21 protein-coding genes are annotated in these 20685 nt (G+C 62.3%); 11 read left to right on the top strand and 10 right to left on the bottom strand.

Annotated elements, in window-relative coordinates; all coding sequences use genetic code 11:
* Positions 1 to 57 precede the first annotated feature (57 nt).
* From JQ863_RS14410 to JQ863_RS14390, 5 genes are all read left to right on the top strand, one after another.
* Positions 58 to 645, top strand: a complete 588-nt coding sequence (locus tag JQ863_RS14410; protein ID WP_204114849.1) for a riboflavin synthase — start codon at positions 58 to 60, stop codon at positions 643 to 645.
* A 115-nt stretch (positions 646 to 760) separates the two neighbouring features.
* Positions 761 to 1882, top strand: a complete 1122-nt coding sequence (ribB, locus tag JQ863_RS14405; RefSeq protein ID WP_204114848.1) for a 3,4-dihydroxy-2-butanone-4-phosphate synthase — start codon at positions 761 to 763, stop codon at positions 1880 to 1882.
* Between the two features lie 4 nt (positions 1883 to 1886).
* On the top strand, positions 1887 to 2438 hold the full coding sequence (locus tag JQ863_RS14400; RefSeq protein ID WP_204114847.1) for a 6,7-dimethyl-8-ribityllumazine synthase: 552 nt from the start codon (positions 1887 to 1889) through the stop codon (positions 2436 to 2438).
* Entirely contained in the window at positions 2435 to 2890 is a 456-nt protein-coding gene (gene nusB, locus JQ863_RS14395; protein ID WP_204114846.1) for a transcription antitermination factor NusB, read from the top strand. The genes JQ863_RS14400 and nusB overlap by 4 nt, the downstream gene beginning before the upstream one ends.
* A 131-nt stretch (positions 2891 to 3021) precedes the next feature.
* Positions 3022 to 3330 carry a hypothetical protein gene (locus JQ863_RS14390; protein WP_204114845.1) on the top strand — a complete coding sequence of 103 codons (309 nt, stop codon included), beginning with the start codon at positions 3022 to 3024 and terminating at the stop codon, positions 3328 to 3330.
* Between the two features lie 59 nt (positions 3331 to 3389).
* Here the strand turns inward: JQ863_RS14390 and JQ863_RS14385 are convergent, their stop codons facing one another.
* Complete coding sequence (locus JQ863_RS14385; RefSeq protein WP_204114844.1) at positions 3390 to 3797, bottom strand: SRPBCC family protein; 408 nt, start codon at positions 3795 to 3797, stop codon at positions 3390 to 3392.
* Positions 3790 to 4164 carry an ArsR/SmtB family transcription factor gene (locus tag JQ863_RS14380; RefSeq protein WP_204114843.1) on the bottom strand — a complete coding sequence of 125 codons (375 nt, stop codon included), beginning with the start codon at positions 4162 to 4164 and terminating at the stop codon, positions 3790 to 3792. The genes JQ863_RS14385 and JQ863_RS14380 overlap by 8 nt, the downstream gene beginning before the upstream one ends.
* Positions 4165 to 4522: 358 nt before the next feature.
* On the opposite strand from JQ863_RS14380, the gene JQ863_RS14375 reads away from it, so the two are divergent.
* Positions 4523 to 4975, top strand: a complete 453-nt coding sequence (locus JQ863_RS14375; RefSeq protein WP_204114842.1) for an MmcB family DNA repair protein — start codon at positions 4523 to 4525, stop codon at positions 4973 to 4975.
* 72 nt (positions 4976 to 5047) lie between these two features.
* On the opposite strand, the gene JQ863_RS14370 is transcribed toward JQ863_RS14375, so the two are convergent.
* The 3 genes from JQ863_RS14370 to JQ863_RS14360 all read right to left on the bottom strand — a co-directional run bounded on the left by JQ863_RS14370 (position 5048) and on the right by JQ863_RS14360 (position 8832).
* Positions 5048 to 6019, bottom strand: a complete 972-nt coding sequence (locus JQ863_RS14370; protein WP_204114841.1) for an ABC transporter permease — start codon at positions 6017 to 6019, stop codon at positions 5048 to 5050.
* Complete coding sequence (locus tag JQ863_RS14365; RefSeq protein WP_204114840.1) at positions 6012 to 7019, bottom strand: ABC transporter permease; 1008 nt, start codon at positions 7017 to 7019, stop codon at positions 6012 to 6014. Before JQ863_RS14365 ends, JQ863_RS14370 begins: the two co-directional genes overlap by 8 nt.
* A gap of 109 nt (positions 7020 to 7128) precedes the next feature.
* Positions 7129 to 8832 carry a peptide ABC transporter substrate-binding protein gene (locus tag JQ863_RS14360; protein ID WP_204114839.1) on the bottom strand — a complete coding sequence of 568 codons (1704 nt, stop codon included), beginning with the start codon at positions 8830 to 8832 and terminating at the stop codon, positions 7129 to 7131.
* A 319-nt stretch (positions 8833 to 9151) separates the two neighbouring features.
* Here JQ863_RS14360 and JQ863_RS14355 point away from each other — a divergent pair, with 319 nt between their 5' ends.
* From JQ863_RS14355 to JQ863_RS14335, 5 genes are read left to right on the top strand one after another with little or no spacing between them, the layout of a single operon-like run.
* A complete protein-coding gene (locus tag JQ863_RS14355) occupies positions 9152 to 10972 on the top strand; it encodes an ABC transporter ATP-binding protein (protein ID WP_204114838.1) in 1821 nt (606 codons plus the stop codon).
* 1 nt (position 10973) lies between these two features.
* On the top strand, positions 10974 to 12137 hold the full coding sequence (gene argE, locus JQ863_RS14350; protein WP_204114837.1) for an acetylornithine deacetylase: 1164 nt from the start codon (positions 10974 to 10976) through the stop codon (positions 12135 to 12137).
* Positions 12134 to 13480, top strand: a complete 1347-nt coding sequence (locus JQ863_RS14345; RefSeq protein ID WP_204114836.1) for an NAD(P)/FAD-dependent oxidoreductase — start codon at positions 12134 to 12136, stop codon at positions 13478 to 13480. The genes argE and JQ863_RS14345 overlap by 4 nt, the downstream gene beginning before the upstream one ends.
* A gap of 24 nt (positions 13481 to 13504) precedes the next feature.
* Entirely contained in the window at positions 13505 to 14671 is a 1167-nt protein-coding gene (locus tag JQ863_RS14340) for a M20 aminoacylase family protein (RefSeq protein ID WP_204114835.1), read from the top strand.
* Between the two features lie 26 nt (positions 14672 to 14697).
* Entirely contained in the window at positions 14698 to 15861 is a 1164-nt protein-coding gene (locus JQ863_RS14335) for a M20 aminoacylase family protein (protein ID WP_204114834.1), read from the top strand.
* Between the two features lie 49 nt (positions 15862 to 15910).
* Here the strand turns inward: JQ863_RS14335 and JQ863_RS14330 are convergent, their stop codons facing one another.
* The 5 genes from JQ863_RS14330 to moaA all read right to left on the bottom strand — a co-directional run bounded on the left by JQ863_RS14330 (position 15911) and on the right by moaA (position 20633).
* Complete coding sequence (locus tag JQ863_RS14330; protein ID WP_204114833.1) at positions 15911 to 16573, bottom strand: dual specificity protein phosphatase family protein; 663 nt, start codon at positions 16571 to 16573, stop codon at positions 15911 to 15913.
* Positions 16570 to 17208 (bottom strand): glycosyltransferase family 29 protein, encoded by a 639-nt coding sequence (locus tag JQ863_RS14325; RefSeq protein WP_204114832.1) that lies wholly within the window; start codon positions 17206 to 17208, stop codon positions 16570 to 16572. The genes JQ863_RS14330 and JQ863_RS14325 overlap by 4 nt, the downstream gene beginning before the upstream one ends.
* Complete coding sequence (locus JQ863_RS14320; RefSeq protein ID WP_204114831.1) at positions 17205 to 18203, bottom strand: polysaccharide pyruvyl transferase family protein; 999 nt, start codon at positions 18201 to 18203, stop codon at positions 17205 to 17207. The genes JQ863_RS14325 and JQ863_RS14320 overlap by 4 nt, the downstream gene beginning before the upstream one ends.
* A 148-nt stretch (positions 18204 to 18351) precedes the next feature.
* Positions 18352 to 19629, bottom strand: a complete 1278-nt coding sequence (locus tag JQ863_RS14315) for a 3-deoxy-D-manno-octulosonic acid transferase (protein WP_204114830.1) — start codon at positions 19627 to 19629, stop codon at positions 18352 to 18354.
* Positions 19626 to 20633: a GTP 3',8-cyclase MoaA gene (moaA, locus tag JQ863_RS14310; RefSeq protein ID WP_204114829.1), complete on the bottom strand. Its 1008-nt coding sequence runs from the start codon at positions 20631 to 20633 to the stop codon at positions 19626 to 19628. The genes JQ863_RS14315 and moaA overlap by 4 nt, the downstream gene beginning before the upstream one ends.
* Positions 20634 to 20685: the final 52 nt, after the last annotated feature.

Below are 20685 nucleotides of genomic sequence, written 5' to 3'. Positions count from 1 at the left end.
CCCCCTTTGTGGCAGGATAGGTCTGAGCCCGGTCCAGTTTTGCAGGAGATTTGAGCCATGTTTACCGGTATCGTCACGGATATGGGCGAAGTGCGCCAGCTTGAGCAGAAGGGCGACCTGCGGGCCCGGATCGGCACATCCTATGACACCGATGGCATTGATATCGGTGCATCCATCGCCTGTGACGGCGTTTGCCTGACCGTGGTCGAACTGGGAGACGACTGGTTCGACGTGGAAATCAGCGCCGAGACCGTCTCGAAGACCAATCTTGACCTCTGGACCACGGGTCGCCGCATCAACCTTGAACGTGCGCTGAAGGTTGGTGACGAGCTGGGCGGCCATATCGTATCGGGCCATGTTGATGGCGTCGCCGAAGTGGTGGCGATCCGGGACGAGGGCGCCTCGACCCGCGTCACCCTGCGCGCGCCGCGTGACCTTGCCCGGTTTATCGCCCCCAAGGGCTCGGTGGCGCTGAACGGCACCTCGCTGACGGTGAACGAGGTTGCCGATTGCGATTTCGGCATCAACTTCATTCCCCACACCAAGGAAGTCACCACATGGGGCAAGGTGGCGGTCGGGGATCGGGTGAACCTGGAAATCGACACGCTGGCCCGTTACGTGGCGCGGCTGGCCGAGATGTCCTGACCTCCGCGTTTTTGCACAAGCGTCGTCGCGTCCCGAACAGATTCCGCCGCCGCAGGCACTGGCATTCCAACGGCCCATGGTCTATTTCGCCATTAACTTATGGCGAGGATTATTCATGGCCTTTGAAAAACCCGGTCCCGTAGAGACAAGCCTGCGCGACGCGATCAGCCCGATCGAAGACATCATCGAAGAGGCCCGCAAGGGCCGGATCTATATCCTTGTCGATCACGAGGACCGCGAGAACGAGGGCGACTTCGTCGTCCCCGCCGAATTCGCCACGCCCGAGGTGATCAACTTCATGGCGACCCATGGCCGCGGCCTGATCTGCCTGCCGATGACGGCGGAACGCATCGACCGTCTGGGCCTGCCGATGATGGCAGTAAACAACTCGTCCCGGCATGAAACCGCGTTCACCGTGTCCATCGAGGCGCGCGAAGGCGTGTCGACCGGCATTTCCGCCGCCGACCGTTCGCTGACCATCGCCACCGCGATCAACGAACAGAACACCATGGCCGCGATTGCCACGCCCGGCCACGTCTTCCCCCTGCGTGCCAAGCAGGGCGGCGTGCTGGTGCGGTCGGGCCATACCGAGGCGTCGGTCGATATTTCCCGACTGGCCGGTCTGAACCCCTCGGCCGTGATCTGCGAGATCATGAACGAGGACGGCACAATGGCGCGCCTGCCCGAACTGGTCGAGATCGCCAAGAAGCACGATATGAAGATCGGCACGATCAGCGACCTGATCGCCTATCGCGCCCGCCACGACAACCTTGTCCTTGAAACCAAGCGCGAAACCGTGACCTCGGAATTCGGCGGCGACTGGGAAATGCGCATCTTTACCGACCAGATCCACGGCGTCGAACACGTGGTCATGACCAAGGGCGACATCACCACACCCGAGCCCGTCCTTGTCCGCACCCACGCCCTGCACGAGGCCAACGATGTTCTGGGTCTTGGCAGCACCTCGGCCCGCGAATTGCCCCGCGCGATGGAAATCATCGCCGAAGAGGGGCGCGGCGTCGTCTGCCTGTTCCGTGAACCGCGCCACTCGCTTTACGACGATGGCGACGATGGCCCGGTCACCATCAAGCGCACCGGGCTGGGAGCGCAGATGCTGTCCAATCTCGGGCTGACCGATCTGATCCTTCTGACCGACAATCCGCAGACGCGCTATACCGGGCTTGATGCCTATGGCCTGTCGATTGTCGGCACCCGTCCCATCCTGTCGAAAGGCTGATCCCATGGCGACCGCCGAACAGCATTACATCCTGCCCCGTCCCGAGTTCGACAAACCCGTCAAGCTGTTGATCGTGCGCGCGCCTTACTACAAGGACATTGCCGACAACCTTCTCGCCGGTGCCATCGCCGAGATCGAGGCCGTCGGCGGCACCCACGAGGTCATCGACGTGCCCGGCGCGCTGGAAGTGCCCACCGCCATCGGCATCGCCGAGCGTATGTCCAATTTCGACGGCTATGTCGCGCTGGGCTGCGTGATCCGGGGCGAAACCACGCATTACGAAACGGTCTGCAATGATAGCTCGCGCGCGATCCAGTTGCTGGGGCTTCAGGGCCTGTGCATCGGCAACGGCATCCTGACGGTCGAGAACCGCAAACAGGCCGAAGTGCGCGCGGATGTGAACGACCAGAACAAGGGCGGCGGCGCGGCGGCAGCGGCCTTGCATCTGGTTGCACTTGCCCGTAAGTGGGGCGGCCTGCGCAAGGAGGTCGGATTCGTCCCGGCCTCTGATGAGATCAAGATCGCCCAAGGGCTGAAGGACAACCCGAAAGCATGAGCAACAAACGCCAGATGAAATCGGCCGCCCGCCTTTACGCGGTGCAGGCGCTGTTCCAGATGGAAACATCCGGTCAGACGGTGGAAGCCGTGCAGAGGGAGTTCCTCGACCATCGTTTCGGCGCCGTCTACGAGGGCGTTGAAATGGCCGAGGGCGACGCGGACCATTTCTCGGCACTGGTGGATGGGGCCGTGAACTATCAGGCGCGGATCGACCAGATGACTGACCGGGCGCTGGTGGCGAAATGGCCGATCAACCGCATCGACCCGACCCTGCGCGCCCTGTTTCGCGCGGCCGGGGCCGAACTGACCCAGACCGACACGCCGCCCAAGGTGGCCATTGTCGAATATGTGCAGATTGCCGAGGCATTCTTTCCCGACGGCAAGGAAAAGAAATTCGTGAACGCGGTGCTGGATCACATGGCGCGCGAAGCCCGTCCCGAGGCCTTCTGACGCCGCTTTTTCAGGCACTCCCATCATCCAGAGAACCGGCCGGGCGCGACATAGCGCCCGTATTTCTTGTCGTGGCTTGTCATCGAACCCCTGGCGTCTATCTTCGTGGCATAGACAATAGGGAGTGCGCCATGCCCCGCCTTGTGCGTCTTTATATCCGCCAAGTCCTGATTGGCTTCGCCGTCAGCGCCGCCTTCGTCGCGCTGCTGCTTGGTTTCAACGTCGCCAACCTCTGGCACCTTGTCACCGCCACGTCGGGCGGGACAATCGCGGTGGTTATGCTGTGGATTTTCAACGGGATCGTTTTTGCCGGGGTTCAGTTCTCGATCTCGGTTATGAACATGGCCGAAAAGAACGATCCCCCCGGTGGTGGCCGCCGCGATGCCCTGCCGGTGCTGCAAACGGACCCGGTACCCGTGCGGGTTGCGGCAAAACGCTGAAATTGCAGCCACGGATACCGACGCGCCACATGGGATGACGCGCCGAAAGGTCCACGCGGTCAGGACAGATCGTGCAGGTTCAGCAGGAACCCATGCCAGCCCTTGTCGAGCGCAAGAACAAGGCCATACCCGTCACTGTCCTGCGGCAATCCGCTGTGGGTCAGGGTCAACCTCGTGCCACCCGGCGCGGACTCCAGCGCCCATTCGACCGTTGTCATATGCCCGTCCAGTGGGCCGACGGTGAAATCCCATTTCATGTAGTCATGCGGGCGCGCTTCGATGACCTTGCCCCAGCACATCCGGTCGCCGTCCTTCTGGCTGGTCAGAAGGTAATCCTCGCCCTCGACAAGATCGCGCTCGGGCGGGTGGAACCAGATGTTCAGATGGTCGCGCTTGGTCAGGAACTCCCAGACCCGCGCCTTGTCCGCGGCCAGGAATACCGATTTCCGGATGGTCGTGTCAGTCATGGTCATATCCTTTGTGTTCAATGGCTTGTTCATCATTCCTCTCCTCGTCAATGTCTTCGATTGCGGATTTCAGGGTGTCCAGGCGGGTGTCCCAGAACTGTTCGAACCAACCGAGCCAGTCCAGAACCGGGCGCAGGGCATCGGGCCGCAGCGAGTTGACCTTTTCACGCCCCCGCGCCTCGACCTCGATCAACCCGCCGTCGGACAGCACCACGAGGTGCTTCTTGACCGCCGCGCGGGTGATGTCGAACCGGTCCGAGACCTCGGCAATGGTCATCGGCTGGCGCCCCAGCATCCGCAGAATGTCGCGCCGGGTCGGGTCGGCCAGCGCACGGAACGCCGGTTGCAGATCGGGGGAGTGGCTCATGTTCATGGGAAACCCTTTGTGACACCATTTGGTATCACGATTAATAGAATACCAAAAGGTATCATGTCAAGGGGCTCCATTGCCGGTCACCAGATCGGTCGAATTGGGGGAAAAGTGGCGGGCCCGCAAACGCAGCCGTGATGGTTATCTCATTCCCGAGGACCTGTATATACAGGTGGGCACCAGGTAACCGGGCCAGGACCCGGCCAGAGCCAGCTCCCTCGGAGTTGCTTAAGGCCACCGGAATGCAACCGTCTACACGAGAAGGGCAGCACCCGCCAAACGCCTAGGTAATGCGCCGCGTGCCCCACGGCAATACCCCTTGCAAAATGTTCACGAATTGTTCACCATTGACGCCATGGATGACCTGTTGCAACCCGGCCAGCTTCTGGCCCGCGGCGTCGGCCGCCACCTGCGCGGCCACGGCTTTGTCTCGATCGAGGAATTCGTGCCGACGCGCGGTCTCAGGATCGACGTGATGGGGCTTGGCCCGAAAGGAGAGCTTTGGGTCATCGAATGCAAATCCAGCCGCGCCGATTTCCAGTCCGACAACAAATGGCAGGGCTATCTTGACTGGTGCGACCGCTATTTCTGGGCGGTGGATACCGAGTTTCCCACCGAGTTGCTGCCGCAGGAAACCGGCCTGATCATCGCCGACCCCTATGACGCCGAAATCATCCGCATGGGTGAGGAAAGCAGGCTGGCCCCGGCACGGCGCAAGAAGCTGATCCAGAAATTCGCCATGGATGCGGCCCGCCGCCTGCACCGTTATCACGATCCGAAACTGCCGCCTTTGCCAGACGAGTCCTGAGCTTCTTTCTTGCTCAAATACTCCCGCCGGAGGCAAAAAAGGCGCCCCGCAGGGCGCCTTTTTCCTTTGTCGTTATCGGCCCCGGATCCTCGGGTCCAGCGCGTCGCGCAACCCGTCACCAAGGTAGTTCACCGACAGGACCGTCAGCGAAATCGCGATCCCCGGCAGCATCACCCGTTCGGGGAATTCCTGCATGCGCGGCACCGCGTCAGCCAGCATCTTGCCCCAGGTCGGATAGTCCGAGGGGAAGCCGACGCCAAGGAAGGACAACGCGCTTTCGGTGATGATCGCGGTGGCCAGGCCCAGCGTGGCCGACACCATGATCGGAGACATCACGTTGGGCAGCAGGTGGCGGAAGATGATGCCCTTCGACGTGGTCCCGGCAGCGCGGGCGGCCAGAACGAACTCGCGCTCCTTGTAAGCCAAGATATCGCCGCGCACGATCCGCGCGGTCTGCATCCAGCTTGTCACGCCAATGACGCCGACGATCAGGATGAACATCCCCGTCTCGGGTCCGAAATTCGCCCGCAATGGCTGTCGGAACAGGGTCACGGCGACCAGCAGAAGCGGCAGGATCGGCAGCGACAGGACAAGGTCCGTGAAGCGCATGAGGATGCCGTCAAGCTTGCGGAAATAGCCCGCGAAAACCCCGATCGAGGTGCCGATCACCATGGTCAGGATCATCGCGGCCCAGCCCACCGCCATCGAGGTCCGCCCCCCGGCGATGATCTGCGCCAGGTGGTCGCGGCCCAGGTTGTCGGTGCCAAGCGGGTGGTTCCAGCCCACCTTGGCGTCCCCGTCCCAGATCGCGGTATAGATCGGGCGGAAGTCCTTGGCGCGGATATCCAGCTTCTTGGGGTCCAGCTGCCAGATCAGGTCTCCAAACAGCACGCCCAGCGTGATGAACAGCAGAAAGCTGCCGCCCATCAGCGCGCCCTTGTGGTGCTTGAACTGGTCCCAGACGTCTTTCCACTGCGACCGGGGCGGGGCGCTTGGAACGCTGTCCTGCAGGGCGGCAATCGGTTTGATCTCGTTATCAGTCATAGCGGATCCTCGGGTCGAGAATGCCATAGAGGATGTCGGCAATCAGGTTGAAGCTGACGATCAGGATCGCGAAGATGAACGAGATCGTCATGACTGTCGGCAGGTCGTTGGCGAACAGCGCGTCGATCAGGTAGGCGCCGATGCCGTTCACCTTGAACACGACCTCGGTGATGATGGCGCCCCCGAAGATGCCCGGAACCCCCAGTGCGATCACGGTGACCACGGGGATCATCGAGTTGCGCAGGACGTGGGTGATGACCACCACGCGTTCGCTCAGGCCCTTGGCGCGGGCGGTGCGGACATAGTCCTGTTTGAGGTTGTCCAGCATCGCGGCGCGCATGAAGCGGCTGATCTGGGCCGTGGTCTGCAGCGCCAGCACCATGACCGGCATGATCATCTGCTTGACCTGATACACGAAGCTTTCCCAGTCGGTGACGCGGTGCGTGGTGTCATAGATCGACGGAAACCAGCCCAGCTGAACCGAGAAGATCACGATCAGCAGCGGCCCGGTGAAGAACGGCGGGATCGAAAAGCCGATCATCGTGATGAACGTCCCCGCCTGGTCGAACAGCGAATACTGGCGATAGGCCGAGTAGATGCCGATCGGGATGGCGATGATGATGCCGACGATATAGCTGAGGCCGACAACGGTCAGGGTCTGGGGCAGGCGCTGGATGATGATGTCCATTACCGGCGAACGGGTCTGCCACGAGATGACCCTCAGTTTGCCTTCCGAAAAATCGGTGCCGAAGAGATAGTCGAACAGGACCTGGGGTTCGATCCAGAAAACCTGAACCAGCCATTTCAGATATTGCACGTGGATCGGCTGACCCAGGCCAAGCGCCTCGCGCATCTTCTGCTTCACTTCCGGCGGAACCGTCAGCGGCACCTGTGCCATCGGGTCGCCCGGGGCAAGCTGCAGCAGAAGGAAAATGATAAGGCTGATGAATAAAAGCGTCGGGATCGCAAGGATCAGACGTCTGATTGTGAAGGTAAGCATGAGCGGCGCCTTTACGCGTCAGTCTTTATTCTTTTGGAGCCAAGGCAGGGGTGATTCCCGCCTTGGCCCGGCTGCTTATACGGGCAGGTTTGAAACTGCCAGCTTTACCTTACTTGATGCGGTGCCAGTCTGCGACGTTCCACAGTTCGCTGTCCCAGGTGTTCAGGACAACGCCACCAAGCGAGTTGGCATGCGCCGACACACGACCACGGTCAACCAGCGGCACGATGGTATAGCTGTCTTTGGTCAGCATGTCGTTCATCTTCTTGGCAAGCTCATAGCGCTTCTCAAGATCCGAAGTTGCCGACAGCTCGTCGATCAGAGCGTCATATTCCGGGTCACAGAAGCGGTTGATGTTCTCACCCTGCCACTGCGATGCCGGCTTCGGCTCGTTGCCGCATTTGTACATCGACAGATAGGCCTGCGGATCGGTGCCGTCGAAGTTGTTGGCATACATTTCCACGTCGGCATAGAACTTCTGGAACGTGTCGGGCGAGCCCGGGTCACCACCGAAGAAGACCGATGCGTTGATGTTGCGCAGCTCGGTTTCGACACCGATTTCCGCCCACCACTGCTTGATCAGCGCCTGGAAGTCCTGACGGACGGCGTTGGTCGAGGTCTGGTAGAGGATCGACATTTTCACGCCGTCCTTGTCGCGGATGCCGTCGCCGTCGCTGTCAACCCAGCCGGCTTCGTCCAGAAGGGCGTTTGCACCTGCGATGTCCTGGGTCAGACAGTCGGTGTTGTCCGAAGCGTAAACCGCCGGTCCGGGGACCAGGTTACAGGTCGGACGACCGGCCTGGCCGTAACCTATTTCAACCAGCAGGTTGCGGTCGATGGCCATCGACAGCGCCTTGCGCACTTTCATGTCCGAAAGGAACGGGTGCGGATGCGCCACGGTCGAACGCTCGCCTTCCGGCAGGTCGGGCGACGGGTTGGTCAGGTTCATTTCCAGACGCTCGACCAGCGAACCAAAGGCCGCGATCGGGGTGCCTTTGCCGCCTTCGGCCATTTTCGCCAGAACGTCGGGCGCCAGCTGCAGGTTCCAGGCATAGTCGAACTCGCCGGTTTCCAGAACGGCGCGACCGGCTGCGGTTGCGTCGCCGCCACCTTTGAAGGTCAGCGTTGCGAAGGCCGGTTTTGCCGGGTCACGATAGTTCGGGTTGGCCGACATCGAGATCACGTCGTTCGGCTTGAACTCGTCAACGACAAACGGGCCGGTGCCGATCGGGGCAAAGTTCGCGGCGGTGCATTCCGGGGCTTTCGCACCCATGCAGTCTTTGAACTGTGCCATCTGGATGATCGGTGACTGACCACCCATGAACGGGCCATAGGGGTTCGGCTTCGGCGAATCGAATTTCACCGTCACGGTCAGGTCGTCGACGATTTCGACGCTTTCGACACCGTCAAATTTCGCCAGCTGCGCGCAGCCGCCTTCGGGGTGCATGCAGTAATCGGCGGTGAACTTGACGTCTGCCGAGGTCACCGGTGAACCGTCCGACCAGACGAGGCCCGACTTCAGCTTCCAGGTGATCGAGGTCAGGTCCTCGGACACGCCGCCATTGGCCACGGTCGGAATCTCTTCGGCGAGGTAGGGAACCAGGGCGCCATTGGGGTCGTACCGGCCCAGCGGTTCGATCACGAGAGAGGCCGATTCGATGTCCTTGGTGCCGCCCGACAGAAACGGGTTCAGGATCGACGGGGCCTGCCAATAGATGATGTTGACATGGCCGTCGCTGCCACGTTCCGCCATTGCCGCGGGGGCCATGGCAAACGCGCATGCTGCGCCAAGCATTAGGGTCTTGGTTTTCATACCTTACTCCTTGTTGGGCACTATTACGTGCAATCGCGACGATTTTTGTGCCGCTGGTTATGGTTGGTCGTACGGGAGATTCGGCCTGCAACAGCGTGCAATTGCATGGTGTTTTTGAGCCAAGTTACCCCCCGTGACTGATGGCATCACAGACCAGAGCGCGGCAAAATGCAACCCTTGGTTTGCGCCGAACAGGGCGCGAGCCGCTTGCCCCGACGGAAGCCGACCCAAAGTGAGGTTCAAGCGTTTGACACTCGGCCCGGTATGTCATTAGCGTCGTGCCTTATAACAAAACTTCCCGAAACAAGGCCCCGAAGCCATGCTCGATAACACCATCGCCTCGATCCAGAATCTGCGCGTCGAATTCCAGACCAAGGATGGCCCCGTCGTCGGGGTCGAAGACGTGTCCTTTGACGTCAAATCCGGCGAAACGGTTTGTATCGTTGGGGAATCCGGGTCCGGCAAATCGGTTTCCAGCCTGTCATTGATGCGCCTGATCGAGTTTGGCGGCGGCGATATCGCCAATGGCAAGCTGCTATTTGACCGCAAGGATGGCGAGGAACTGGACCTGGCCCAGACCGACCAAAGCCTGATGCGGACGATTCGCGGCAACGAGATCGGGATGATCTTCCAGGAGCCGATGACCGCGCTGAACCCGGTGTTCACCGTCGGTCGGCAACTGACCGAGGGGCTGCGTCTGCACAAGGGCATGTCCAAGACACAGGCCGAAGCGCGCGCGCTGGAGCTTCTGAAACAGGTGCGCATCCCCGAGCCGGAACGCCGCCTGAAACAGTACCCGCACGAGTTGTCCGGTGGTATGCGCCAGCGTGTCGTGATCGCCATGGCGATGGCCTGCGAACCGCGCCTTTTGATTGCGGACGAACCGACCACGGCGTTGGACGTGACCATCCAGGCCGAGATTCTGGCCCTGATGGACCGGCTCAAGCGCGAAACCGGCACGGCGGTGATGTTCATCACCCATGACATGGCCGTTGTCGCGCAGATGGCTGACCGCGTTGTTGTCATGTTCCGCGGCAACAAGGTCGAGGAAGGCACGGTCGAGGAAATCTTCGAGAACCCGCAGCATGACTATACCAAGGCGCTGTTGGCGGCAGTGCCGAAACTGGGCGAGATGACGGGCACCGACCTGCCGTCTCCGATGAAGCTCTTGGGCACCGGCGATGCACCCGTGACCCCGATTGTGGGCACCAATGAGGTGCTTCTTGAGGTCAAGAACCTGACCACGCGCTTCCCGGTGCAGGGCGGGCTGTTGCGCCGCACGGTGGCCAATGTCCACGCGGTCGAGGACGTGTCGTTTTCGATCAACAAGGGCCAGACCCTGTCGCTGGTGGGTGAATCGGGCTGCGGGAAATCCACGGCGGGCCGCTCGATCCTGCGGCTGGTCGAGCCGCAGCATGGCCATATCATGCTGGGCGACACCGACATCATGGCGCTGGATCAGGGCGATCTGCGCAAGGCGCGTCAGGACATGCAGATGGTGTTCCAGGACCCGTTCGCGTCCCTGAACCCGCAGATGCAATTGCAGGATCAGGTGGCCGAGCCGATGCGCAATTTCAACAGCCATTCCGCGTCGGAAATCCGCGACCGCGTGGCGATGCTGTTTGACCGGGTCGAACTGCCGCGCAGCTTCATGCGCCGCTACCCGCACGAGTTGTCGGGCGGCCAGCGCCAGCGCATCGCCATCGCCCGCGCCCTTGCGCTGAACCCCAAGCTGATCGTCGCGGACGAGGCGGTCTCGGCGCTTGACGTGTCGGTGCAGGCACAGGTGCTGAACCTGATGATGGAGCTTCAGGCCGAACTGGGCGTCAGTTACCTGTTCATTAGCCACGACATGGCCGTTGTCGAGCGTGTCAGCCACTATGTCGGCGTGATGTATCTTGGCCGGATCGTCGAGATCGGCCCGCGGCGTTCCGTGTTTGAAAACCCGCAGCACCCCTATACGCAGGCGCTGATGAAGGCCGTTCCCATCGCCGACCCGCGCCAGCGCAAGTCGGAAAAGGACCTGAACTTCAAGCCGATCCCGTCGCCGATTCATCCCGTCGGCTATGACCCGGCCCCCAGCGAATACCGCGAGGTCGAGCCAGAGCATTTCATCCTGACCACCGACAGCGGATACTGACATGGCAGAGCGGCTTTCCCCGCGCCTGATCCTTGAAAAGCTGGTCTCGTTTCCCACCGTCAGCAGCGACACGAACCTGCCGCTGATCGACTGGGTCGAGGGCTATCTTCAGGGTCACGGCATCACCGCCCATCGTCACTATAACGAAGACAACGAAAAGGCGGCGCTTTTCGCCCATGTCGGGCCGGATGTCGAAGGTGGCGTCGTGCTGTCGGGACATACCGATGTGGTCCCGGTCAAGGGCCAGCCATGGGCGAGCGACCCGTTCGAAGTGGTCGAACGCGACGGCCGCCTCTACGGGCGCGGCACCTGCGACATGAAGGGGTTCGACGCGCTGGCGATCTGGGCCATGGTCGAAGCCCATTACACCGGCATCAACCGCCCGCTGCAACTGGCGCTGTCCTATGACGAGGAAATCGGCTGTGCCGGCGCGCCGCCGCTGATCGAGGCGATGGCGCGGGTTCTGCCCAAGGCCAGCGCGGTCATCGTCGGTGAACCGTCGATGCTGGCCGCCGTCACCGGTCACAAGGGCGGCATGGGCTATAACACCCATGTCGTCGGCTTCGAGGTCCATTCGTCCCTCATGCACACGGGCGTGAATGCGATCATGGCGGGGGCCAAGCTGATCGACTGGGCCAATGACATGAACGCCGAGAACATGGCGAAAACGCCGGGCGATGTGGCCGCAGTTTTCACCCCGCCATGGACGACGGTGCATGTCGGCACGATCGAGGGCGGCACCGCCCACAACATCACCGCCAAGGATTGTCATTTCGGCATGGATTTCCGCGTCGTGCCAGGGGAAGACCCCAAAGACTGGCGCCGCCGCTACTTTGACAAGGTGGCCGAGGTCGAAGCCCAGATGCAGGCCATCCATCCCGACACACGGATCGATCTGTCCGAGAAATTCACCGTGCCCGCGCTGGTCCCCGAACAGGATGGCGAAGCCGAGGCGCTGGTGCGTCGCATCACCGGCGACAATGCGTCCCACGTGGTCAGCTATGGCACCGAAGCGGGGCATTTCCAGAATGCCGGCTATTCGGCGGTGGTCTGCGGGCCGGGCAATATCGAACAGGCGCATCAGCCTGACGAATTTATCAGCGTCGCGCAATTCGAGGCGGGGCAGGACTTCATGGTCACGCTGGTTGACATTCTGCGGCGATGACGGCCTTTCCGATCCATCTCGGCACTCCGGTTGAACACGCCCCGGACCTGCCCGAGAGGGCGGATGTGGTCATCATTGGCGGCGGTGTGATCGGGGTGGCGACGGCCTATTACCTTGCCCGCGCGGGGCATCGCCCGGTGCTGTTGGAAAAGGGCCGCATCGCGGGTGAACAATCCTCGCGCAACTGGGGCTGGATCCGCCAGATGGGGCGCGATCTTGCCGAATTGCCGATCATGATCGAGGCCAACCGCCTGTGGCGCGACATTGCGGCGGATGTCGATACCGACATCGGGCTGACGCAATGTGGACTGACCTATTTCTCATCCGATCCGGCTGAAACCGCACGCTATGAAGCGTGGCTGGCCGAAGCCCGGCCCATGGGCGTCGACAGCCGGATATTGTCGGGGGATGAGACGGCCCGGATGATCCCCGGCATGTCGCGCAGCTATGACGCGGCACTTCACACACCCTCAGACATGCGCGCCGAACCCTGGGTCGCGGTGCCCGCACTGGCGCGGGCGGCGGTGCGGCATGGCGCGGTGATCGTCGAAAACTGCGCGGCGCGGGTGATCGACCGCGAAGCGGGGCGCGTCGCAGGGGTAGTGACCGAGAAGGGCCGGATCAAGGCCCAACAGGTCGTGGTCGCCGGTGGCGCATGGTCGGCGCTGTTCCTGCGCAACGAAGGCATTGCCATCCCCCAGCTTTCCGTCCGCGCCAGCGTTGCTGCAACCGACCCCGTGGCAAACGTGCATGACGGTGGCGGCGTGGACCGCGACCTTGCCTTCCGGCGGCGGCAGGATGGCGGCTATTCGCTGGCAAGCGCCGGGTTTCACGAGCTGTTCATCGGTCCCGATGCCTTTCGCAACGCCCCCCGTTTCCTGCCCGAGCTGCGGCGCTCACCCGGCAATCGCCGCTTTTTTCCTTGGGCGCCGCAGGGCTACCCCGACGCATGGCGCACCCCGCGCCGCTGGCAGGGCGACACCACAAGCCCGTTCGAGGCGCTGCGCATCCTGAACCCCAGCCCCAACCTGAAAAAGATCGAGGACGTGCGCCGCCGTTTTGCAGCCCTTTTCCCCGCCTTGGGCGAGGTGCGGATCAGGACCGCATGGGCCGGGATGATCGACACCATGCCCGACGTGGTGCCGGTGGTGGACCGCGCCGCCGACCTTCCCGGTCTTTCGATCTGCACCGGCATGTGCGGCCATGGCTTTGGCATCGGTCCCGGTTTTGGCCGGATCATGGCGGACATGGTCACGGGCCGGGATCCGGGGCATGATCTGACTCGATTCCGGCTGAACCGCTTCAGCGATGGTTCATCGCTCGTGCTTGGCCCGGACCTGTGACACCATGACAACCCGGAGGCCGATATGCCCGTCAGAAACCGTCTTGCCGACCTGCAACCCGAAATCACCGAATGGCGCCATCACCTGCACGAGACGCCTGAACTGCTGTACGATGTTCACGAAACCGCTGCCTTCGTCGAAACGCGGCTGAAAGAGTTCGGCGTGGATGAGGTTACGCCGGGCATTGGCCGCACCGGGGTTGTCGGCGTCATCAAGGGCCGGACCGACACCAAGGGCCGCGTCATCGGCCTGCGCGCCGACATGGACGCGCTGCCGATTCACGAGGCATCGGGTGTCGACTATGCCAGCAAGGTGCCGGGCAAGATGCATGCCTGCGGCCATGACGGGCATACCTCGATCCTTCTGGGCGCGGCAAAATACCTGTCGGAGACGCGGAACTTCGACGGCACCGTGGTGCTCATCTTCCAGCCCGCTGAAGAAGGCGGGGCAGGGGGCAAGGCGATGTGCGACGACGGGCTGATGGACCGCTGGAACGTGGACGAGGTCTATGGGCTGCACAATATGCCCGGCCTGCCCGTGGGCCAGTTCGCTATCCGCCCCGGCCCGCTTCTGGCCTCGGCGGATGAGTTCGAGATCACCGTGACCGGCAAGGGCGGCCACGCCGCCGCACCGCATGAGGCGATCGATACCACGCTGGTCGGCGCGCAGATCGTCGTAGCGCTGCAATCCATCGTGGCGCGCAACGTGAACCCGATCCACCGCGTCGTGCTGACCGTGGGCACGTTCGAAACCGACAGCGGCGCGTCGAACATCATCGCCCATACCGTGCGGATGAAAGGCACGGTGCGCGCGCTTGACCCGGAAAACCGTGCCTTGGCGCGCGACAACATCGCCCGCATCGCTGGGAACACCGCCGCCGCCTATGGCGCGACAGCAGACATGGTGTGGGAGGACGGCTATCCTCCGACCATCAACCACGAGGAACAGACGCGTTACGCCATCGAAGCGGCCCGCGCAGTGTCGGACACGGTGATCGAGGACGTCGATCCGATCATGCCGGCCGAAGACTTCGCTTTCATGCTTGAAGCCCGGCCCGGAGCGTATATCTTCCTCGGCAATGGCGACACGCCGATGTGTCATCACCCGGCCTATGTCTTCGACGACAACGCGATCCCGGCTGGGTGCAGCTGGTTTGCAGAACTGGTCGAAAGACGCATGCCCGTCGCCTGACATCCACGAGCGAGAGGGGAAACAATATGCCCGTGAAAAACCGTTTTGCCGAATTGCAGGCCGAAATCACCGAATGGCGCCGCGATATCCATGAACATCCCGAGATCCTGTTCGAGACCCACCGCACCTCGGCGCTGGTGGCGGAAAAGCTGAAGGAATTCGGCTGTGACGAGGTCGTGACCGGCATCGGCCGCACCGGTGTTGTCGGTGTGATCAAGGGCAAGCAGTCCGGTTCAGGCAAGGTCATCGGCCTGCGCGCCGATATGGACGCTTTGCCGATCCACGAGGCGACGGGGCTGGGCTATGCCTCGAAAACCCCCGGCGCGATGCATGCCTGCGGGCATGACGGCCATACCGCGATGCTGCTTGGTGCCGCGAAATACCTGTCGGAAACCCGCAATTTCGACGGCACCGTTGTTGCGATCTTCCAGCCTGCCGAAGAAGGCGGCGGCGGCGGCAAGGAAATGTGCGACGACGGCATGATGGAGCGCTGGGGCATCCAGGAGGTCTATGGCATGCACAACTGGCCGGGCAAACCGACCGGCAGTTTCGCCATTCGTCCCGGTGCCTTCTTTGCGGCCACTGACCAGTTCGACATCGTGTTCGAGGGCAAGGGCGGCCATGCCGCGAAACCGCATGAAACCGTCGATACCACCGTGATGGCGGCGCAGGCGGTGCTGGCGCTTCAGACCATCACCAGCCGCAACGCCGACCCGGTGGACCAGATCGTGGTCTCTGTCACGTCGTTTGAAACCTCGTCAAAGGCGTTCAACGTGATCCCGCAGACGGTGCATCTGAAAGGCACCGTGCGCACCATGTCCAACGCCATGCGTGATCTGGCCGAAAAGCGGATCAAGGAGATTTGCACCGGCATCGGCGCCACCTTTGGCGGCACCGCAGATATCAAGTATCATCGCGGCTATCCGGTCATGGTGAACAGCGAGGAACAGACCGAATTTGCCGCCCAGGTCGCCAAGTCGATCAGCGGCCAGTGCGACGATGCCCCGCTTGTCATGGGCGGCGAGGATTTCGCCTTCATGCTGGAAGAACGCCCCGGCGCCTATATCCTTGTCGGCAACGGTGACACGGCAGCCGTCCATCACCCGGAATACAACTTCAACGACGAAGCCATTCCCGCCGGGTGCAGCTGGTGGGCCGAGATCGTCGAACAGCGTATGCCCGCGGCCTGACCCGTTTTGCCCGGAAAAACCAAAGGCGCGGGTTTGTCCCGCGCCTTTTTCATTTGCTCTTGAACTGGCGCGTCAGCGCCTCGGAGTCGTAATCCTCGGCGATCCAGTCACGCAGCGACTTCTGCCCTTCGACCTTCTCGAAATTGTCGATCAACAAATCAAGGATACCGGCCTTGGATCGCCGGATATGTGCATATCGGAACGACAGGTGTGGGCGCGCTTCGGCGACACTCAGTCCCTCCTGGTCGATCAGGTACATCATGCTGACAAGCCCGGTCCGATCCGCGCCGGACTTGCAGTGGACCAGCAGGGGCTTTTGGGCAGTGTCGAACACGTCAAACACCTGCAACAGGGACTCGCGCTTTGGGGCCCGCGACGCCGACAGCCCTGAAATTGTGAAAAGCGTCATGCCGAACGCTTCGCAGCTTTCCTTGATGATCCGGTAAAACGGGGTCTTGGATTCGCCGCGCAGGTTCAGCACAGACTTGATGCCGAACTCTGCCATTGCCCGGAACCGCCGCACGTCAGGCTGGTTTGACCGGTACAGCCCGTCGGCCACGCGGTCGAAATTGGTCCAGCCGATCCGCAGGATATGATGGTCGCCGAAATAGAACTTGCGCCATGCCTTGCCGGGGATATCGGCTTCGATGCGCAAAACCTCGTCATCGACGATACGAGAGGGCGTCAGGGGATGTTTCTTTTTGCGACTCATTCTGTGTCTTCCGTGGTGTCGGCATCTGCACGACAGAGTTTCAGGCGGGGGTCGGTTTCGATAAGGCGGGCGACCCAGTCGGCCTCGGATGTGAAGTCATGTTTGACCTGCGCTGCTGTCCGATTGCCGGACAGCGACAGCGACTTGAAGAAGTCGAAGCCAAAAAGCGAGATTTCGGTGGCATCGGAGCGGACCAGCAGGTCGATCAGCATTGCGCCCGTTGTCGGCGGCGCGCCAAGTTCGGACCGCAGGCGGGTGACGTTTTCGACCGGGTTCAGAAAGAACCTTTGGTCAGATACCAACCCCCACGGCAGGCGCTTGCGCTTCCGGGTCATCCACAACAGGCGCGACGGCGCGCGCGCGGCAATGATGTCGCGTGGTGCCGGCATGGACATCGCCATCCAATCTGTGCGTGCGCCATGCGTGGCAGTGTCCGGGATCGGCGCATTGTTGATTCGTATGACAAGGTCATGCGCGTCGATCCTTGGGCCAAAGCCGCCCTGTGACAGCGACCTTGCATTGCCGATAAGCGCGACGCGCTTCCCGGTCAGTTCACCTTCGACGGGACGCGACATCGCCTGCAGCGCGGCTTCGTTTCGGGTCAGTTTGGCAAGCAGGAACGTCAGGCGGTTCATGCGACCACCTCGTCAAGAAGTGCAGCCGCCCGATCCTGCGCATCCGCCAACGCAACGCGGAGTCTGGCTGTTTCCTCGCTGGTAAACGCGTTGGCGCCCGGTGTGGGGTCGATGGCCTGCAGCGCATCGCCGGTGACAATCCGATGCGTGTCCAGCCCTAGGTCGCGCAGGAGTTTTTCGATCTTGCCCGATGTCGAGGTCACGGCAAGAAACGGGGTTTCGGCCAGCAGCGACAGGCAGACGGCATGGAAGCGGCCTGTCACATGCAGCCCGGTGCCTGCGATCCGGGCAAGATAGTCCTGTTCTGTCATCGGCATCTCGAACCGTGGCGGCGTCAGGGTGAAATGGGCGTTATAACCCCAGTAAAGCACGGTTTTCAGGATCGGCGCCAGAAGCGGCGCACGCCAGACCGGGGCGCGCAGGGTCTTGGTTGGAACAAATGTCAGGTCCTCGAACCTGTGGGCTGATTTCGCCAAGGCCTGCCGCTGGGACAGCCGGACCGAGTCGCCCAGAATGACACCGTGGCGCGCGACCTGCGGCGCCTCGCTTGGGGCCGACAGGGACAGGTCGGGAACCCAGCCGACGGATCGGTTCAGCAGGTTCGACAACTGCGCCGCGCTGTCGCTGTCACGTGCCGAGACAAGGGCGAATTTCTCAAGTTGCGCGCGCCAGCTTTCGGGGTTCTGATCAAAGAGCGCGTTCACAAGACAAAGCTTCTTGCCTTTTGCCAAAGGGTGATCGGCGACCGACAGCAACCGGGCCCCATGGTCTGCGCCGTGGTGCAACGTGCCTTCGCCGTTGATGACCACGCCCGTTGCCTGATCCAGCGCGCGCAGGAACGCGTCGTCCCTGGCCCATTCATGCCGCGCAGGGCTGGAATACAGGATTTCCGCGCCGCGTGCCTCAAGCCCCTGCCGCAGCAATCGCATCACCCGCGCGCAGCCGTGATGGTAGCGCGTCGAGGTGTCGTTCATCAAAACAAGCTTGCTGGTCATCAGACTTTCCGCCGGATTGCGTTTTTGTGTGTGGCCGCGCCAGTTGCAACGCCTGCGGGGCAAGAGGGTGGTTGGGACAGCCTAACTTGATTGGTGCGGTGTCCAGCCCTCTCAAAGCCCAGCCTATATAGCGATGAAGCCTCTGATTTCAATTCGCCAAATCGTTTGGACGCCCGATCAGGGCCAAAAGCCGCTTTGCAATGTGTGGCGGGATATCTGCGCCGCGACTGCTCATATCGCGTGCCGCGGCTTCCGCCGGGGTGCGCGCCGCGCCGCCAAGCCACCGCTCGACGCGGTTGGCCAGCGCCGCAGCGTCCGCGGCCTGCCGCGCTGCACCAAGGGCGTCTGCCGCCTGAAACACGGACTGATGTGCGCCGGGAAACGGTCCGAAGATGACCGGGAGGCCGGTTTTCAGCGCCTCTTGCGGGGAATGGCCGCCGATCCTGGCAAAGGTCCCGCCGATCACGGCAAAGGGTGCCACCGCGAACAGAGTGCCCGTTTCGCCCAATGTGTCGGCCAGATAGACCTGCGCCGCGCCGATCTGCTCGCCCTTGCTGCGCGACGCGACTGAGAACCCGGACAGCCCGATGTGGAACGCCTCGGCCTTGTCGGGGTGGCGAGGGGCCAGAACAAGAAGAAGATCGGGGTGGTCCTCTAGCAACTGGCGATGGGCTTGGGTGATGGTGGGCAATTCCTCGGGGTGGATTGACATCGCCAGCCAGACCGGGCGCTTGCCGATCTGCGCCTGCAACTCGGCGACCCTGACCACGTCAGGTTTTGGCGGGCTGGCCACGGATTTCAGATCGACGACAGCGGCAATCTGTTCATTTGTTGCACCGATACCGCGCAACTCGTCGGCGGTTGGCTGATCCTGTGCCGTCACCAGCGCCATCCGCGACAGAATCGCGGCTGACAGGCGGGGGAACCGCTGCCGCGTGCGCGAGGGTCGGGCATTCAGGTTTGCCATCGGCGTGCGGCCCTCAAGCGCCGAAATCGCCCACAGCGGCAGGTCGCTTTCCATGAACACCGCCAAGTCGGGGCGCCAGTGCGACAGGAACCCGGCCATTTCTCGTGGGGTATCCATCGGGGCAAACTGGTGCAGCACTTGGTCCGGCAAGTGCCGCGCCGCGAGGTCCGCTGCGCTTTGAGTGGAGGTGGTGACAAGCACCGAGACGCCCTGCATGCGCTCGATGATCGGCTGCGCCGCCCGCAACTCACCGAGCGAGGCGGCATTGACCCAGACCAGACCCCCGTCCGGGCGCGGCAGTCCTGCAATCCCGAAACGTTCCGGCAGCCGGTCGGCCGAACCGCCCATCCGGGCATGGCGTTTACCCGCCATCCGGCGCAGGAACGGTGCCAGAACCCGGCTGAGGCCGCGATACAGATGAAAAACCGGGGGCCACCGCACCGGTGCGGGCGGTGTCATCCTCCTGTATGGCTCATGTGGCGCGACATCTGCCCGTCGGTGCGCTGGCGGGAATAGTCGAAATCATGACCCTTGGGTTTGAGGTTGATGGCGGCGCGGATTGCCTCTTCCAGCTGGCCTTCTCCCTCGGCGCTGGCACGCAGAGGTGCGCGCAGGTCGGCCATGTCTTCCTGGCCAAGGCACATGTAAAGCTGCCCGGTGCAGGTCAGGCGCACGCGGTTGCAGCTTTCGCAGAAGTTATGGGTCAGGGGGGTGATAAAGCCGATCTTCTGCCCGGTTTCCTCAAGCCGCACATAACGCGCCGGACCACCCGAGCGTTCGGCCAGATCGGTCAGCGTATAACGCTCGGCCAGCCGCGCCCGCAAATCCTTGAGCGACCAGTACTGGTCCAGCCGGTCCTCGTTGCCAAGGTCGCCCATCGGCATGACCTCGATCCAGGTCATGTCCATGTCACGGCTGGCGCACCACTCGGCCAGGGTGAACAACTCGTCCTCGTTGAACCCCTTGAGGGCCACCGCATTGATCTTGACGCGCATGCCGACCTCCTGCGCCGCGTCAATGCCGCGCAAGACCTGCTCCAGACGTCCCCAGCGAGTGATTTCGGCGAACTTGTCCGGGTCGATCGTGTCGAGCGAGATATTCACCCGCCGCACCCCGGCCTTCCACAGATCGCCTGCAAACTTGTGCAGTTGCGAGCCGTTGGTCGTCAGCGTCAGCTCGTCCAGATCACCGCTGTCCAGATGCCGTTTCATGCCGTCAAAAAAGGTCATGATCCCGCGCCGCACCAAGGGTTCGCCGCCGGTGATGCGAAGCTTGCGCACGCCCAGCCGGATAAAGGTCGAACACATGCGGTCCAGCTCTTCCAGCGTCAGAAGCTCTTTCTTCGGCAGGAAGGTCATGTTCTCGGACATGCAATAGACACAGCGGAAATCGCACCTGTCGGTCACAGAGACACGCAGGTAGGTCACGGCACGCTGAAACGGATCAATCAAAGGCGCGGTCATAGTGGAATAGGTAGTCTTTGTGACCAAGATGGGCAAGTAATTGTGGGCCCAA

It is taken from the genome of Shimia biformata, assembly GCF_016888515.1.
GTDB classification, from domain to species: domain Bacteria; phylum Pseudomonadota; class Alphaproteobacteria; order Rhodobacterales; family Rhodobacteraceae; genus Shimia_A; species Shimia_A biformata.
This window is presented reverse-complemented; position numbering and strand designations above follow the sequence as displayed.